Source organism: Pantoea sp. BJ2 (assembly GCF_040255075.1).
GTDB lineage: Bacteria > Pseudomonadota > Gammaproteobacteria > Enterobacterales > Enterobacteriaceae > Pantoea > Pantoea leporis.
Genome location: NZ_CP158294.1, coordinates 356084 through 373808, shown reverse-complemented (window position 1 = coordinate 373808; position 17725 = coordinate 356084). Strand labels below are relative to the sequence as shown.

Annotated in this window: 10 protein-coding genes; 4 read left to right on the top strand and 6 right to left on the bottom strand. The window is 44.7% G+C overall.

Annotation, left to right across the window (positions count from 1 at the left end; genetic code table 11):
- Positions 1-318: 318 nt before the first annotated feature.
- Entirely contained in the window at positions 319-4506 is a 4188-nt protein-coding gene (locus AAF463_RS24880) for a serine/threonine-protein kinase (RefSeq protein ID WP_350262583.1), read from the top strand.
- 276 nt (positions 4507-4782) lie between these two features.
- On the top strand, positions 4783-5034 hold the full coding sequence (locus AAF463_RS24875; protein WP_350262776.1) for a helix-turn-helix transcriptional regulator: 252 nt from the start codon (positions 4783-4785) through the stop codon (positions 5032-5034).
- Between the two features lie 332 nt (positions 5035-5366).
- Here the strand turns inward: AAF463_RS24875 and AAF463_RS24870 are convergent, their stop codons facing one another.
- Positions 5367-5771, bottom strand: coding sequence for a hypothetical protein (locus AAF463_RS24870; protein ID WP_350262582.1), 405 nt, complete (start codon positions 5769-5771; stop codon positions 5367-5369).
- Positions 5772-6792: 1021 nt separating this feature from the next.
- Between AAF463_RS24870 and AAF463_RS24865 the strand changes: the two genes are divergently transcribed.
- Positions 6793-7806 (top strand): hypothetical protein, encoded by a 1014-nt coding sequence (locus tag AAF463_RS24865; protein WP_350262581.1) that lies wholly within the window; start codon positions 6793-6795, stop codon positions 7804-7806.
- Positions 7807-8697: 891 nt separating this feature from the next.
- On the opposite strand, the gene AAF463_RS24860 is transcribed toward AAF463_RS24865, so the two are convergent.
- The 5 genes from AAF463_RS24860 to AAF463_RS24840 all read right to left on the bottom strand — a co-directional run bounded on the left by AAF463_RS24860 (position 8698) and on the right by AAF463_RS24840 (position 15855).
- On the bottom strand, positions 8698-10431 hold the full coding sequence (locus AAF463_RS24860) for a lytic polysaccharide monooxygenase (protein WP_350262580.1): 1734 nt from the start codon (positions 10429-10431) through the stop codon (positions 8698-8700).
- Between the two features lie 453 nt (positions 10432-10884).
- Positions 10885-11913 carry a fimbrial protein gene (locus AAF463_RS24855; RefSeq protein WP_350262579.1) on the bottom strand — a complete coding sequence of 343 codons (1029 nt, stop codon included), beginning with the start codon at positions 11911-11913 and terminating at the stop codon, positions 10885-10887.
- A complete protein-coding gene (locus AAF463_RS24850; RefSeq protein ID WP_350262578.1) occupies positions 11913-14483 on the bottom strand; it encodes a fimbria/pilus outer membrane usher protein in 2571 nt (856 codons plus the stop codon). Before AAF463_RS24850 ends, AAF463_RS24855 begins: the two co-directional genes overlap by 1 nt.
- Before the next feature lie 15 nt (positions 14484-14498).
- Positions 14499-15266 (bottom strand): molecular chaperone, encoded by a 768-nt coding sequence (locus tag AAF463_RS24845; RefSeq protein ID WP_350262577.1) that lies wholly within the window; start codon positions 15264-15266, stop codon positions 14499-14501.
- Positions 15267-15318: 52 nt separating this feature from the next.
- On the bottom strand, positions 15319-15855 hold the full coding sequence (locus tag AAF463_RS24840; protein WP_350262576.1) for a hypothetical protein: 537 nt from the start codon (positions 15853-15855) through the stop codon (positions 15319-15321).
- Between the two features lie 742 nt (positions 15856-16597).
- On the opposite strand from AAF463_RS24840, the gene AAF463_RS24835 reads away from it, so the two are divergent.
- Positions 16598-16846: an acyl carrier protein gene (locus AAF463_RS24835; RefSeq protein ID WP_350262575.1), complete on the top strand. Its 249-nt coding sequence runs from the start codon at positions 16598-16600 to the stop codon at positions 16844-16846.
- Positions 16847-17725 lie beyond the last annotated feature (879 nt).

The following is a 17725-nucleotide window of genomic DNA, read 5'->3' as shown; positions in this document are numbered from 1 at the left end:
TACCCCCTCGATTTGATATTTATCAAGGTGCTTAAAAACCCCTTCTGAGTCTGAAAACCAGCCTTAAACACTCCTGAATACTGTCTCACGGAAAAAAAGAATAACGTGAATAATCAATAAACACAGAAGCGAGAGAAGAGTACGCAAGCTTATGTCGGTACCCGGGGCCACCAGCCTAAATAAGTGGTCTCTGACCTCTGAGTATATCCATCATAACTATCTCAATACATGTGCTCGCAAACAGGACTTCATGCAAGCTTCCTGCAAAATCACCCTAAGCATAAATTACAAAATTGTTACCGTAAAATTACAGGATAGATGATGAAAGTACCGCCAACTCCTCCTGATTACCATAATCTGAATCTAAAAAGCGAAATTTTTAACAGCAAACTCAGAACAGATCCCGGAAAAAAAAACTCATGTGAGATACAAAAATTCACCAGCACAATGCAGTCAGAAAAGCTGAAAGCGCTTTCAGCATATTCCGGCTGTCACGCTGGAAATGCATCGAAAAAAAACACCTCGGCAGCAATTTTAGGGCTGATTGCAGTACTGAATACTACCCTGCCAGCGCCTGGCCGCGTTATATCAGGCGACAGTCTGAACTTAAAAAATGGCAAGGACTTTGCCAATCAGGAAAACAGATTGTCAGAAAAGACCATCTGTTCGTCTGTCATCACACCAGAGAAAGTAAATACGCTTCCTCAGACTCAACCTGTAACGCATTTCAATGAAAGATCGTTCCCGATGCCCGTTGCAGTGAACAATGCAAAACAAGTTACAGATGCGTTATTGCCAGAAAAAGCTGCTGCTGCTGGCGCACTGGTTCTGGAAACACTTAATCCTGGAGTTATACGACGTAATACGCCGATGTTTGCGTTAGCCGGAGTCAGCGTAGCGGGACTGACTTTTTTGGGAAAAACGGCGGTGGAATGGTATACACGTTCCGACAGAAATGCTCTCACGGCATCCGGGCAAACCGCGACGGGTAATGAGGGCGTCGTGAAAATGACAATGACAGATGCGTTGCCAGCTGCCGAATTAACCTCTCCTTTACAGGAATTTCTGAACATTCTTGAGATAGATCTCGGAAGCATTGAAACAGATGCCGAAGGGAAACTGATTGTACGCTCGGTGGCTGATCTTCTAATAGAGTTGTACCAGAACCTTGGTGATAGTACTGCTTTTGTCAGCGAATCTTTAAAACTACTGCAGTCATACGGCTTACAGCACTTTTTTGATACAGCGTTGTTTATCGCCAATAACCCGACTGATCAGAAACAAACGCGTTTTCGTCGTTCAGCGTTTACCTTACTAACGGGTTCAGCCAGTAATACAGCATCAGCACTGAAGGCGTTGGGAGGACTGGAGCGCTCCAGAGCGGAGGAACTGGCGGAAAGCGAGAGAAAATATTTTGATGACTGGCGGAATAAACTGCCATCAGGGGAGAACTTTCACTGGCTGTTTTATGCAAATGAAGATCGTCAGAAAGCGTTCAAAAAGCTGCTTGATCTCGTTGCCAGTAATCAGGTTGCGCTGGGATCTTCCTTACAACAGGTGCTTCATGAGCATCCGGGATATGTACAGATGGTGCAGAAACTGGGAGAGTTTCAGCTCCATGAGAAGCCTGAAACTGTTCATCTGAACGCGACGATTACTGAAAAGGCAGGTACGATTAGCCTGTCTTCAGGCGTCAGCCTTACGCTTGAAGATGCATGGCAGACAGGCATGCTCAAAGAAATGCTTTATGCACCGGATTTGACGGTGAGTTTTGGGGCGAGCGATAACGCGTTAAATCAGGAGGGATTAAAGGCATTTCGTAACGGGTTGACAGATATCGCCGCTCCACCGGGTGTAGACGCGTTTCTGCGCAATCCCCTCGTTCTGCTGGCATACCGCCGACTCACGGAAACGCATTTTGAGCTGAGCACAGAGGAAGCCGATCTCAAAGGCCAGCTGAGAAGCAATGATAATATTCGCGGGCTGGACATTATCAACAACTTCCGAAATGAAAAGGGAAACGTTGTTGCGGGGCAACTGACCTTCAGGGCGAAGGACATCGCGGGCCGTGAGTTCCAGATCCCTCTCACTGGCTGGCTTGTTTTACGTGACAGCGACGGATGCTTTGTGGTTTACGACGCTGATTCGAGTAAGCGTCGTCACTATTTCAACTCTGAACAGGATATGCATCAGTTCTACAGCAAAGAAGCGCTTGGATCCTACGTGGCGGCAGACGGGAGTCTGGAGAAGGCTTTACGGGCGGAAAAACCGCATAACCTTTTTGAAGCAGAAGCATTTTTCAGTGCGCTGAACGGTGATGCGCGCATATGGGAAGAGCGTAATGCCGGCCTTGTATTTACACCGGGAAACAGCCGCACGTTCAGTGAGGCAATGATGACATTTTCTGAAGCGTTACTGGTGAGAAATGTCGGCTTTCTTCATCCTGATGCTGTCAGTCAGAGGGCAGCCAGTAAGCTTTCCCGCCAGCAGGCAAACTGGCAGCGCCTGAGGGCCGATGCAAAGGTGTTTAGTCTGTTAGAGTTTACTCACCATTGGATCACAGCAAACAAAGCATATGGTCATTTTTTGCAAGATAAGGGCATTTACGAGAGGGCTGAAGAGTTCAATCCGGATGCGGTGCTGATTAAACCGTTCAACGGAAAAAATATCGGGTCTGTCACAGAGTACGCTGCCTATCTTCGTCGCCACGAGGCGGGAGGTGATCAGTTTGCTGCTGACATGGAAGTTTTGCCCGTTTCTGTTGCTGATGACGATTACGTCAGCAGTCTCAGTAAGAGAGAAAAGCATAACTTTGCTACTACGTTAAAGCGCATTATTAAAACACCAGACCAACAGGCTCAGAAGCCAGTAACGGCTGATGAACGTTACGTCGGAACGCTTAAATCCGACGAACGGCAGCACTTACACGACGCAATGCAGTTATACCTCAGGCTAAATCAGGACGATATCAGGGGAGGACTGGATGAGGCGATGCGCTCTGGCTTTCCCGGCACGGATTATCAGTCGCATCTTCAGAAGTTAAAAGACCTCAGCCAGCCGATGAATCTTGAACTGCGCAATGCCTGGAATGCAGTGGAAATATCCAGAATGCAACTCGCGCTGAGTATGGAAAAAGAACGAACATTGCCCGCGAACGATGCCAGACGTCTTGCCATGCTCACAGAAGATACGCCATCAGGTGATGATTTTAAGGCTCCTCTTACGGTCGGGAATGTGCATGTTCCGGGATGTGTGATGTTTACACTCAGAGATCGGAAGATGAAAGGAAGGCGGAATGATTTCATCACGACGCAATATGTTTATACACCTGATGCTATCCACGGCCGGCACATTTTTACGTTGGCTGATTTTAATACCCTGATGAGGTGCTCATCACCGGCCCGGGAGATGGTCAGTGCCAGGGTAAAACTTGCCGATAAAAAACTTATTGATCATGCGTTCAGGCAGGCAACCTCCGGGAAAGCCACGGCAGGCTATGAGCTTGTCCCCGGCTACGATTTGTTTATTGAAATGATAAACAGGCAGATAGCCGATGCGGACGAAATGACTATAAGCCATTGGGAGGTGATTAGGGATGCCGCGATGACAGGTATCGGGATGATGGTTCTTCCCGCGTGTATCGCATCGGGTCCTGCGGCAGTCATTTCCTGTGCCGGTTTAACCACGATGACACTGATTGATGATATTCAGAAAGCAGTAGCGTTATGGAAGCGCGGAGAGCGGGAGTGGGCCCTGGTAACGGGACTACTGGGAACACTGGACGTCACTGACGTCACCAGAGGCATAAAAATACTGGCGCGTGGAGCAGGCCTGGCACGCGCGGTGTCACATATGCCCGATGTACTTAAAGGGATGCCCCGCAGGATAAAAGAATCATTGCGTGTTGCTGGTCATCCTGAGGTGGGCCGGGGAGGAAGCGGAATTGTCATCACTGCTGGCAGGAAGATCGTTAAAAAAATCTATCACACTGAATATCAGGGAAGCTCTTTAGACAGTCCGCAGGGATACGGTGACAGAGAAGTGGCAACCAAAGCTAAGCTTAATGTGAAAGGGATGAACCTTTTTTACGGAAATTCAGGGGCCAGCGCAAAAATCGAGGAGAATAGCGACAGTAAGAAAGTCGTGGTTTATATGCAAAAAGTCGATGGAACACCCTTATCCAGCCTGAGAGCTCAGGGCGAGATGATCCAGTTGAAACGTGATATCGAAGAATCAGGCGGTTTGATACTTGATGAGCTTATCGATAAGCTGTCATCTAAAAAAATCTTTTATGAAGATTTCAATCCCGGCAATTTATTGTATGACCGACGCACAAAAAAAATGAACCTGATTGACTTTGATTCCGCTATTTACAGCAAGACCGAACTGGACGCGGGCACAGTAGCTGCAATGAAACTGAGACTGACCGGTGTTATCAATTATGCCCTCCATCAGAGAAAAGTTGAAAAGCTTGATTTAAAAGAGGTACTCACCGAACCGCAATGATGTTATCGAGTCGTTTAACACCTCAAGGTTACGTTGCGAACCGCACCACTCTCAGCTAAAATGGCCCTGCCATCAACAGGATGGCAGGGATTAGGACCCCTTAATCAGAGCAGACTGAATAGCAATATTTAGTCGGTCCGCGCTCGTCTTCAATGGCGGGTCGGATGGGGGAGGCTTCGGCCTCGCCGGTTGCTTTGACTGGTAGTCCTAACCCTGTTCGATTCGCCACCCAGGGAGCATTCCATGCACGACGAGCAGCGTACTGAACAGGTGTTAGTGGCCGGTACTGATAACAAAGTCACTGTACCGGTAGCGACGACACCTCCCCCTTGTAACTGGCACAGAGCTGATATTCTCTGTGCTATCCGGAAAGCCGGCAGCAGTCTCTCAGCGTTGTCACGGGAGGCCGGCTTATCCTCTTCCAGTTTATCCAACGTATTTTATCGACCCTGGCCCAGAGCCGAGCGCATCATCGCTGAGTTTCTGAAAAAGGAACCCTCTGAAATCTGGCCTGAGCGTTATCGGTGATCATCCAGCCGGGGGTTCTTAGCCTTCGGCTGCTCTTTATCCTTCCTGCGGGGATATTTATTATTCAAGAGTACTGTGCCTGAAACAGGCTGGGCAGGCGATAATGATTCAAACACCAAAGTTAATATATGCACGCATCTCAACAATAATAACTTTGTGATGAATAACACACGCTCATTAATCGTATTCATGAATGCGCCGATGCCTGTAGTATATGCACGATGACACTCATTTTCAGCATAAGAACGCCGAGTGCATGCCCCGCAAGCATTCTGAAACACAGTGCCCGTCCTGCATCTATGATGAGAAATCCACCCGAGCTTCTGTGGACATTATTGCTTCAGAATGAGTGCCTGCACTTCCCCTTCCAATTTATGATGGCGCAATAATAAGTGATAATTTAAGAAACAGAGCTTGTTGAATTCGCCGTTATTAATCCCTTTTGAAAATACTTCCATATTGTCCCGGTAAATGAGGGCATGTTTAAGAGCGAATTTCATCATACTATGATTTTGGGTACCGGTGAGTTCCTCTGTAAACCTGAGAGCTTTGAAACACGCACTGGCGTTATCAAGAGAGTGGTTTAACTTTCTTAATTTTTTTGACGCATCAGCAGAGAATTTTTCAGTCTTACATGACTGTCTTACATTGATAAATTCTTTCGTAAATTCCCGATTGCGTAAAACTTCACATTTTTGCCTTAGGGTTAAATTACGACTAAATGCGACCTTGCTCATAATCGAACTACTCAACATATAATGCTACCTCGTTACTTTATTTACACCAATTGTAATTAATTGACAATCAGATTTCGACCACGTTAACATGATCACAAGACATATTACATGATGAAATTATCTGTTTATAGTTCCTTCAGCTTCGGTGACCTATTTATATTTAGTTCGGATGCATATCAAATAGTACCGCTGGGCAGGTAAGTTGAGCAGCAATAAGTAACCAATAATTGACAATTTGCCTGCCTTTTTACGTCAGGCAGGCAGATGTGAGCGCGTGCAGATGATGCTAAACTATACTTTAATAAATTTAAGTAAGATTTATTTGGCCCTGAATTTATAAGCGCATTTGTAACGGGATGTAAGCAGGACATCATATTTGCAGCTAATTTTAGGCATCATCAGAGGCTTGTGTGTTTTATTTATTATTAACTACGGGCAAAGAAACCTCGACCGCCATATACTGAGAGCAATATATCCTAATCTCCCTGCCTTGGCTGATCACATTATGCAGAAATCTGATGCCACACATATCAGGCAGGAGGCCGACTTTTGCTCCCAGTCACTCAGGAGCCGCCTGCTATAGTATTGCCCTCTTCTTCTGAACTACTTCACCATTGCTACAAGACTTTTGTCCGTAGTAAACAAAACACAGTGATAGCTTTATACAGCTGCCGTCATTCTCAGAATTATCAAAATAGCTTTAAACTGAACCACCATGTGTCCTTCTTTAACAAACCCCACAAGATGATGGTTGCATAGCCCACACTCTGTTAACCTCCCCCCTTCGTTTAAATTAAGTTTTCATACCGGACAATATCTATCTTAGTAAAGAACAGGCCATTCTCGAGACGTGCATCTTTAGCGTCCAGATAATGGTCTCTGATGAATCAAAAAATAGATTCTCAAAGGCAAAATACTATGCCGATTAACTAAGTATTATAGTTATAATAACAATAAACTCCAAGTGCTTATCTGTTTCATAATGAAATCACACGTATTAATCTATAAAGGATGAGTTGATATGAAATATAGCCTTATTGCTGTTTTAATTCTCTTTTCATCTGTGGCCTCTGCGCACGTTAAATGGTTCGTTAACTACGATACCACACGTGCTCCCGTTCCCTTTTATGAAACATTCATAACGGTACCCATGCTTTTGCTCCTGGCGCTATCTCTGGGTGTTATATATGTGACATCCTGTCTTGACCGTTTATGGCCTGCACCGGCTGATCTGCCCAAATGGCGTCCACTTGTTGAGAAAATCAGAAATTTTGTCCCCGCGTTAATGAGATGGGGAACCAGTGTCTTTTTTGCTTTATTGTTCTTTTTCTTTCCTGATATCATTCTTACGCCCGATTTGGTGATCGATAACCCTGGGCTGATCTGGGTTCATCTGCTCATAGCGCTCTCAGCACCGCATTATAAAACAAGTTTCATTGCGGGCCTGGGTATTTTATTTTTGTACGGTTATGCCATCCAGCTATACGGCCTTTTCCACATGATAGATTATCTGATTTTCGTAGGCACCGCAGTGTATCTTATTGTTCAATCTGTCAAAAATACCGGACTTATTACCTTTGCTCTTGAAATTGTCAGACTTACCAGTTGCTTTGCCTTTATGTGGGGAGCAATTGAAAAGTTTATGCAACCGATTCTTTACGAGCAACTCTTAACCAACCATGATTATCTGTTAATGGGTATCGACATGGATTTATATATTAAAGCGGCAGGCTTCGTTGAGTTTTGTCTGACATGGCATATTCTGACCGGAAAACTGGCAAGTTTTGCCTCGCTTGTCATACTTTTCATACTGGTGACGCTCGCTTTTATTCCTTTTGGTATGACAGATTTCATTGGCCACTTCCTGTTAATTGTTCCTCTTATTGCAATATTATCGAGCCCTCGTGAACAACCGGTCTTTGAACGTAGTGCGACATCTACGCTTGCTTTTATGTTCACATTTTGTTTTTTCCTTATGCTGTCTTACACCAGCTATTACCTCTTACACTATCAGCTCCACCTACATTTATGGTAATCGGCATTTATGAGTAAAGACATTGTAATTTATGTTTTCGGCATGCGCAGTTGCTGGCTGAATTTGAGCCGCAGTTTTGAATAATACAATCATTGTGGCCGAATTATTTACTTTCAAACGTATTATCGTTAGCCCCCTTTTTACGTTGAGGATGTTTCGTGCATTCGCCGTAACGGATTACGGCATTAATCAGACATCTTCTGACGTAACGTTGTAATTTAAAGTTCTGAATCGACGGTCGACTCTCATATGGCAGAACAATACGGATGTCATCAACTTAATTCACTTCTGAAATTCACTGCAGCCGGTTTTGTCAAGAATTCGGCCTAGCCTTAAAAAGGATATTGTTCAGCGATACCAAAGACCGGATGGTCGACGTCCATTAGCTGCTCAATCTCCCTTTTATCTCAGTGTAATAGGCAGCGTCGTGGCCGGTCGTGCGGTGAGCACTCACAATTATTGCATTCTTTACACTCATATCCTGGCCTATGCCAAATAAGCAAAGTTATTCAGTGCAGTCTGAACACATAGACCCTGTGGAATCTCACTTCAGCCATCAAAGTTATTCCGTTATAAGCGCTGCACCTTAACCTGAAAACTGCCCAGTGGCTTTTTTTATAACATTTTTCGGATCAATGACCACGTGAAACAAACTGGTTTTGCGTCTGTGTGCAAGACAAAAAAAACCCACTTTTTGCAAAGTGGGGACTGAATACTTATCAGAAGAAGAAAACCGAATATATTCCTGACGTACCTGAAACGTCAGAGAGATAAACCGGCATCAAAAATCAACTGAATATACTCCTGATATAGCGCAATGGAATTTATAAGCATTTTCAAACTGCCTGAAATCACATTTCTAGTATTCAGCCTTTCGATACCAGCATTTTATCAGGAAGAATATTTTATCCAGAACTGCGAATTCGCCTGCGGACGGTTAGCGTTACTTGCCACATGCGCGTTCTTAGCTTCCCAGAGTATTGACGAATACCTTACTATATCGCCCTGAACGTAGGATGTGCCTGCCAACCACGTTGCATAGTCAGGCGTTTTAACAGAAAGCGGATCACTTTTTTCAGATTCTTTACTTCCATCGTAAACGGCAGTGACCGAATAATTATACTCGCTGTTAGCCTTAACTGATGGGTCAGTAAATTCGCCTCCTGTTGCCGTCACTCCGACGCTGAACTTCTGCTCATTTCGTGAATCCGGATCGCGATGTACCTGATAACCCTGCACCAGGGTTGGATTTTCAAGAGGTTTGTCCCACACCAACACAACTTTACTTGATGAGACTGATTTAGCGGACAAGTTGACAGGTTTTGACGGCTTCTGTTCGCCACTGCTTTCAGGCAATGTTTTTTGCGTTAACGTATTACTCGGCTCGGACAATTTATCAGTATTAGATACAGAGACAATATAATAGTTGTATTCCGTATCCGGAGTGAGTCCAGAATGCATATATTCTTTGGTTTCTGCCCCATTCAGCGAAACCAGTTTTTGTCCACCTACATAGAGAATGTAACCTCTCACATTTCTCACATCAGAAGGCTTATTCCACATCAGATTAATACTGGTCGGTTGAACACCCATCTGGTGCAGATTAGTCGGGGGGAGGGGTTTCTCCGGCTCCGGTTCGCTCTGACTCTCAATCAATATCTTCAGAATATGCGAATGCGTGGATTCATTTATTCCTTCCACGGACGTCACGGAATACTCATACTGCGTGCCCGCTTTAGCCGTGGCGTCAGAATAGCCAAGCTCTGTACCCTCAACCTGACCAAGTTTGACCCCGTCTCGGTAGATATAAAAGAACTCTGGCAGCGAAGCGCCATGCTCTTTTGGTGAAAGCCATTTCAGATTAACTGGCGTTTTAGAGATCATCGCCCCTTCAAATTTGTTAATCGTCTTGTCTCCCAGACGAAATCCTTCAGGTGGATATATGCTTGAGGAAATTTCTTTGCCACTGAAATTCAAATCAAATACCTGATAGAAAGCGTTCCCGGTTTCCGCAACTTCCCATACGCTTAGCAAAACATGATACCCAGTGCGTTCAGGTAAGAGAACATTGTGAATCGTCGGCTCACTCGGCCAGAGGGCAGAATCTCTATACTCATCATGTGGATTTTCAGGAAATTGAATCTGATATATAGGTTTAGTTTCAAACTGCGCGCGACTCAGTTTTTTCGCCGGATCCCAGTCTGCTTTTGTAATAAAATAATTATAACGTCGGGTGACATGGATCTGCCCCTCCTGCCATGTCCATACTACAGGCAGCCTGACACCATTTTTCACTTCAATAGTTGGCCAGGCTTTGTTACTAACTGGATCTAGCACGTCATCCATACCGACTTCTATAGCAACCGTGTTGCCTGCACTGGCTATCTGCTCATCCTTAGGAGGAGTGTTATTAGGCGTATCCTTAGAAAACGGCTCTTCCTCGTAAATATTACTCTCCGTCGCAGGGAAAAATTTTCCCGCTTCAAGCTGATTAACACCTCCACCGATAGGAAATTTTCCCGGAGGTAAACGTTCTTTAAGGAGGTATGCTCGAGACGCCTTACTGTAACCGTGTTTTGGTGCTACAGCCTCAATATCAGCTTTATCATTCGCTACTTTTTTCATAAATCACTCCGATAACAGGTTAATGTTACGAACCCGGTAGTCTGCACCGATGGGTACAGACATCTTTAAAATGCTTACACATTAAATTGACAGAATATTGCGTGGCTTGCTAAATACCCTCCCACACTTCGAAGTCTATAATCCGGACTCATCAGTTTAATTTCTTTTCACATTATCGATACCTATTACCAGTGCTGTTCATTTCACGGCAGTTTACATAAATCCTTGTCCATATATACTGGCTGCGCTGAAAATTATCACGTGAATTCCTCTTATTCAGAAGTGTGAATCCGCATTATTTCCAAAAGGCCAGCGAGACTCACTTATGTGTGTCTGAGCATTACAATACTTGTTGGTTTATTATGGTCACAAGAGGACCTGAATAATATGGAACATCAGCCTGCATTCCCGAAAGAATAATCACAAACGCAGTATTTTCACATGCCGGCATGTTTACAGATATACGATACCAAAACTTGCAGTTGCGCTGACCTTCCCCCCGATTATTTCAGAATCCGTCTGTATATAACGGGCGGTGAGCGGAATACTGTACCCCCCCGCATTTGTCGGGTCCTGTAAGGGTACGGTGGTATTATCGAAACGAACCGGTACTTCATCATAAAGTATCTGAACACCCACGCCTGTAGCGGTACTGCCGCCCGTCAACGTCAGCACGTCGGTGCGCCCGGAAGCGCTGGCTCCACTGAACTTTAACCCTATGCTTGCAACGCCATCGCACTGAAGGTCGATGTTGAACATTTTGCTACCAGCAACCGAGTTGATTCCCCGAAACTGACTGATACTGACGGTATCCATATCGACAGTGATATCTGCAGTGGTAATATCACAAGTTTCATGGATGACGTTTACCGAAGGGAGGCTCAGGGAGAAGAAACGCTGAGATTCTCCTCCACTGGTTGCACGCTGGTTAAAATTGATAACCTGTGGCGGCAAGCTCCCCGTAGACAATTTGCCCTGCTCAACAAGAACATATTTCGCTCTTGCATTAAGGTTAAACGGAACAGGTTCGCTTCCTGCATTAAGTTTTGCAGAGCCAACACTGGCGTCATTGAGAGCACCCGCCGTTGGCCAGCTCATTCCCGAATCGGTCGAGAACTCCAGCAACAACCCCATTCCTGTTGAACTGTCATATACCGTATTTGGCAGCGTAGAAAGCGTCCATGGTGGGTTCGAAGCATCATTAAATACGGTGAAACCATTACTCTCGTCCGCATTGTCTGCTGTACACAATCCCGTAAGCGTGACATTACTCTCTGCGAGAACATCTCCCTGAGCCGCATTGCGGGGGACAGTAACCTGCGCGGGAAAATCCGGTTGCTGTGATGCATTGTTGACTGTGCAAGCCGCAACGCCTTCTTTTGCTAAACACATCAGGCTGAAGAACCCTATTGCGCGTATGACACGAAGACGCCCCTGCGTTTTCCTGTTCCAGCAGGACTGAAAAGCTGTAATGACATTCATTATCTGCACTCCGCGCGGGTTTCAATAATGCCTTTACGGGTACGACTGAGATCACCCGTCTCAATATTTGTCCTGCAGGAAACGGTGACTTCCCCTTCATTCCATTCCACACTGACTGACTCATTATCAGATAGTCCTGTCAGATAGACGTCACCGTTATCTCCAACATAGAAAGGCATCGTGATATTTTTTGAATTTTGTTTTCGATCTATAAATACCCTGGCCCCAAACGGTACCGCTTTATCATTGTGCATCAGACGCACGAGTGCTTTCCGGCCTATGTTGGTTTCAAACTCCGCCAGCACCAGCGCCCCTCGCGTAGGAACGACGGTGGTGAGCGGATTACTGACATCTGCATCCGTATCAACATCGCCCGGAGACACTTTCACCCGATTGGCACGGTAGGCTGTGGCTACAGGAACAATTGCATAACCGTTCCAGTCTGTTTTTATATTGCTGCTGTCTTCAACGGAGATACCAGATGCTCCGGGTGTATGAACCAGAATTCCTGATTCGTAAATCTGCTGACCTGCGGTCACGCCTCCCTTATGAGCAACCAGAGAGCCGGTCAGTCCCACATTGGCCAATCGGCTATCCCCGGAATAACTGTATCCCCCCGACAGGACGCCTGCGCTTCCGCGCCAGGAGCCCGATACTCCGCCATTTGCATGGGATTGCGAATTCACACCCTGTTGTATACCGTAATCAATGTTTTTCGCCCAAGGTAGGGATCCATTAAGCGAAACCTGATTGGACGTTCCTGAATCATCGGAGTGACTAAATGAATAACGCGCCCTTGCCCCTGTAAGCCACTGGTCAAGAGGCACCTGTACGGAAATAGCAATCTGATTATCCGTAGGGTTATAGGGCGTGCGCGAGCTCAGCAAACTCAGGTTCCAGGTTATCTGATTGATGTTTTTGCTGTAATTTAGTGAGGCGGTTCGCGCGATACCCTCTGTATTCCAGTAATTCTGCTGATAGTAACTGGCGCTCAGATTTCCCCAGTCACTCAATGACTGGCTGAGTGAGACCTGCAGTCCGGAGCGTTTATTATATTGCCACTGCCAGCTGTCATCGTTAGTTATATTCATCTGATTTCTTTCAGCAAAATCATAATAACCAGACGTGTTATAGCGATAACCGGCGACCGAGAGAACCGAGCCGGTATCAGGAATACTTTTGGAATACTGCAGACGATAGGACTGGCCTTTTTTCTTTTCATCGTTTTTAAGCGTTGTTGAAGCAAACGTTGTATCAAGTGAAACCGAACCAAAATCCCCTAAACTTTTTGCAATACCTCCATTCAGGGCTAGATATTTTTCTGCCACTATGCTGCCGCCAAAGAAGGTAATGTCATTACTGAATCCATATTGAGCCACGCCCTGTGTGAATGCAGGCTTGTCCGCACCATTATAAAAGGATCGGTAACGCCCCGCCGTGGCAGAAAACCGTACCCTTCCCTCACGTTGCATGCCACGAATCGAGGCAAAAGGCTGAATAAAGTTTTTTACGCTGCCGTCCGCTTCCTTAATACTGACATTCAGTTCTCCACCATTGGCGGCGGGAAGAATATCGGTAAGTGCAAAGGGGCCTGGTGGGACAAAAGTCTGGTAAACAATTGCGCCATTCTGCGAAACAATGACTTGCGCATTAGTGGCAGCAACACCCCTCACAACCGGCGCAAACCCGCGCAGGCTGTCAGGCAGCATATTGTCATCGGAAGCAAGCTGAACACCTGTAAAAGTAAAACTCTCAAACACATCACCCGGTGTATAGCTTTCACCCAGCGTCAGCCGTGATTTCAATGATACTAAATCACGCTGAGCGTAGGTCGAAAGACTTTGCCATTTATCCGTAACATAGCGAGTCCGATTTGAAAAAACCGAATCAAATTTCTGGACATTACGGGTATAGCTGGAATTATTTCTTAAACGCCAGGCACCCAGGTTTATTCCCGGCCTCAAATTAACATAGAGACTATCAGATTGGGTATCGTCATCTCTCTGACGCCCCTCAGATGCATTTATGTTGTAGCTCATTAAAAAAGCATTGATCCCATTATCCCACCGTGAGGGATCAATGCTGTTTCGCGCACGAGTATTGAGATAAGCCTGCGGGATGGTGATTACGAGCTTTTGATGGTTGTAATCAAAAGCTGCAGCCGCACCGGGGATATAACGACCGATGTCGGTCAACTTGGTATTTTTATCTTTTTCCGCGGTAAGCCCCGGGGATCGAGCACCCATGTTTTCCCATTCTTTAACGGTTAATACAGGTTGCAAACCATATAAGCCAGCTTGATTTTTAAAATCAATTTCCTGATTCAGGAAATACTGCTGATTGACGTACACATCAACCCGGTAAGTGCCTTCAGGAATAGTCCCGTATTTAAAAGAATCAATATTGGCAGTGTTCCCTGACGACTCATTAATATCTGAAACGTCAAAATACAACTCAGCACTGGCATGTGGGGCATAAATAATACCTGCGGCAGCCCAGCCCATCATTAACCGCCAGCGAAGTTCAACGGCCAGCCTATTCCATGCCTTATTTTTGTTTAACCTTAACATAAGCATCCTTCTGCGTCACGGAGAAGTAAATGGCCCCACAACCGACCCCAAATCATTAATTGCGCGCCACGTTACTGGACCTCGCTGTCCCGGACGAAGATTAACCGTCATTTGATCAAAGGGAGCGATCATGGCTTCACGCTCAATCATTTCAGGACTAAGTCCATTCTTCAGGGAAAAGAGAGCGTCGTTACCAATATTGAGTTCAAAAAAGTTTACATAAAACGCAGATAGGTTTTTAATGACTAATTTCCCGGGCGATCTCGTAACAACAAGATTTTTAACTGCCTCAACAGCACTACCTTTAATATTTTTTGGCCGGTAAAAAAATTTCATTTCAGTTGTTACATCTATTGCCAGCTGATTTTTCTTATTACTGTCTAATTGGGGTTTTTGCTTAAGTGATACCCAGAAAAGGGATTCACGATCTTCAGGAAGACGAGAGGATTCACGTTTATAAAACGTAAACGTCCCCCCCATACCCGGCTGAATTACCTGCAATGGCGCACTTATAAAAAAAGGTAGCTCATTACTACCTGTGTTTTTCTTGAACAAGGAAGAAGACAACATTTTCGCCTGAACAAGAAAGGGTTGAGGCTTAACCTTTTTTTCAACAGCAAGTGTCGACAACGTATTATTTGCAAGAAAAGAAACTGATTTTACTTCGCCTCGTTCATCATAAATTACCCGGGTAGTGTCATAGGTGACCATTGCGTTAACACTCAGGGTGTAAAGAAAAATACATAATCCGGAGACTAATTTTAAAGAAAAACTCTTGAGCACTTTGCATCTCCAATAAAATGTCTCTCCGGAAACTCACCGGAGAGACGATTAATCAAAGCAATGTTTGAGTCCACTGAATGCTGCTGGAGAAGTCAGTATCAGTAGGCGTGACACCTTCAAATGCTTTTATGGAGAAAGCAACTGTTAGAGCTGCACCGCCGTTCACGAAATCAATTGGATCAGTCGCTCCTGCATCAGGGGTAATGGCCTGGTCCCCGCCATCCCCTATAGCATTCAGATATAATCCAATGTCATTATTACCTGCGAGCTGGAATGCTGCCTGATCACTCTGAGAGGCTGAACCTATGAAGCTTAAAGAGGCCGTATTAATTCCTGTGCATCCCGAATAGGTGAAGTTCACAAATTTCTCTTTAAACTTGCCATCAGTTAAATCAGTGGCCGGAATTTTACCGTAGTTAAGCGCTACGTCCTGGCCACTGACCTGGTCGTTAGGATCATCCACGGTAATGACTGGCGTACATTGTGTGTTGGTGATTTGACCCGTTACAGTGATAACGCCATCTGCGGATGCGTTGACTGACCACAAACCTGCCAGGGCTAAAAGGGCCACTGATGCTTTTAATTTCATAGAATTTCTCCATCTGCCTGAATAGCAGTTAAAACGAGTTAAATTAAAGAGCGATAATCAACGGAAGAATAATAAAAATTCATTCCGGTGAGGTGTTAAGGACATGAAATCCCACATCCTGAACAATTTACTCTGTTAACACTGACTAATGGTTATTTGTTTAACCACTGCATTCAGCCCAGAAGCTGGCATAAATAACAGGTTTACGCGACACCATGTCCCACAGAGTTATATTTGATCAGCATAAATTATGCAATCCCTGGGTGTTGCGTAAAATGCAAACACCCCTGACAAAAAAAACAACCGCACCAAAAATGGACTTTCAACAGACTGAATTAACTATTGGCTAATTTTAATTTTTGACGATACATAATAAAATCCTGGTACTGAGCAGCTCCGCTAAGTTCATTTAGACGAATTAAATTAAGCTGGCTCTGACGTAAGAATAATCGATAATCGACATTCTCTGGTGTCATTTATTGCTGGTCGCCTACCCTTTTTTTAGGGAATCTTTAAAGTCAAAACTCCTTATCATTCTTCAAAAATCTTTCCGGCGCACTTTCAAGAAGCTTTACGCCAACACTAATTTTCAACTAAACTTGCTTGCCTCTCTTATTAAAATTAGCATTTAATTTTGTTAGATGAGACGTGACACTTTCAGCTAAATATTGCAAGAGACGGACTGCATTTTTAACCACTCTTGAAATTCTTCGTTACTATAAATCTTCGAAGGGACAACATCATGCGTGAAACTGAAAAACAAATCCGGTTGATCCTGGCGGAACTTATGCATACAAAGAGTGAAAAGTTAAAGTCTGGTGACAATCTTAACGAAACGCTGGGAGCTGATTACCCAATGTACAAAATGATAATTTTACGTATACAGCAAAAATTTGATGTTTCATTTTCTAGTGAAGAGGTGGAGAATCTACAATCTATCCGTGACATGGTTCATAAGGTAAATATAAAGAAATGTAGTAAGAAGCACTGAACAATGATACGTGAGTGCATTTATTAATTTCGGAGCTGAACAATATAAAATTTACATAACGAGTCTTTATCACGACCGACTTTCAGCAGGCCACTGTTGTTAATACTTAAAGGTCTGGGCTACCTGTCTGGCCATCATACGGTCTGACGCTATACACTATTGCGTACAATCACTGCATCAAATTATCAGTCCGATAGGTAATGAATTACATGGCCTGTCACCACCTAAAAGTATTAAGACATCCCATTAGTGGTGAAACGCAAAATTTCGAACGCATATTTTTTCTGGTTGAGTGCTAACACTAACTGGGTGTCGTCCTCATTTTGAATATATACAGTCCACCCTGCTCATGATGAGACATCTGAATATATCTGGATAAGGCCTGATTAGCCGAACATCCTTCAATGGTAAAGATTGCGAATATTGACTCCGCAAGTTTTGTCCTCGCCGCACTGGCCAGGATATTTCACCGTTAACGAGCACTTCGTGCAATAATAGTAGTCTGTCTAACAATCGATGTTCGCTATGCATCACCTAAACCAGTCAGGGAAGACAGCTGTGTAACAGACTTATGACAATTCTGACGAGCGAGTATTAGTTTATACAGGATAAAGGATTTCTGATAATAAGTAAGATGAAGCAAAAGTATGGATACGCTGAATGACTGGTAGTCTCGTGCAGGGATATGGATTGCAAGATAACCAGCTAAGATTACTGTCGATTTGAACAGGACAGATACTTCGGCTCTACCGCTTTGTTAAAGTGGCGGCATCGTTTCATCCGTTGTGTCCCCGTCCCTAAAAGAGTCGAAAACCTTTTCGCCCAGGAAAAGGGCTGATTGACATATCCAGTAAAAGTTTACTGGCTCCTGAATGCATC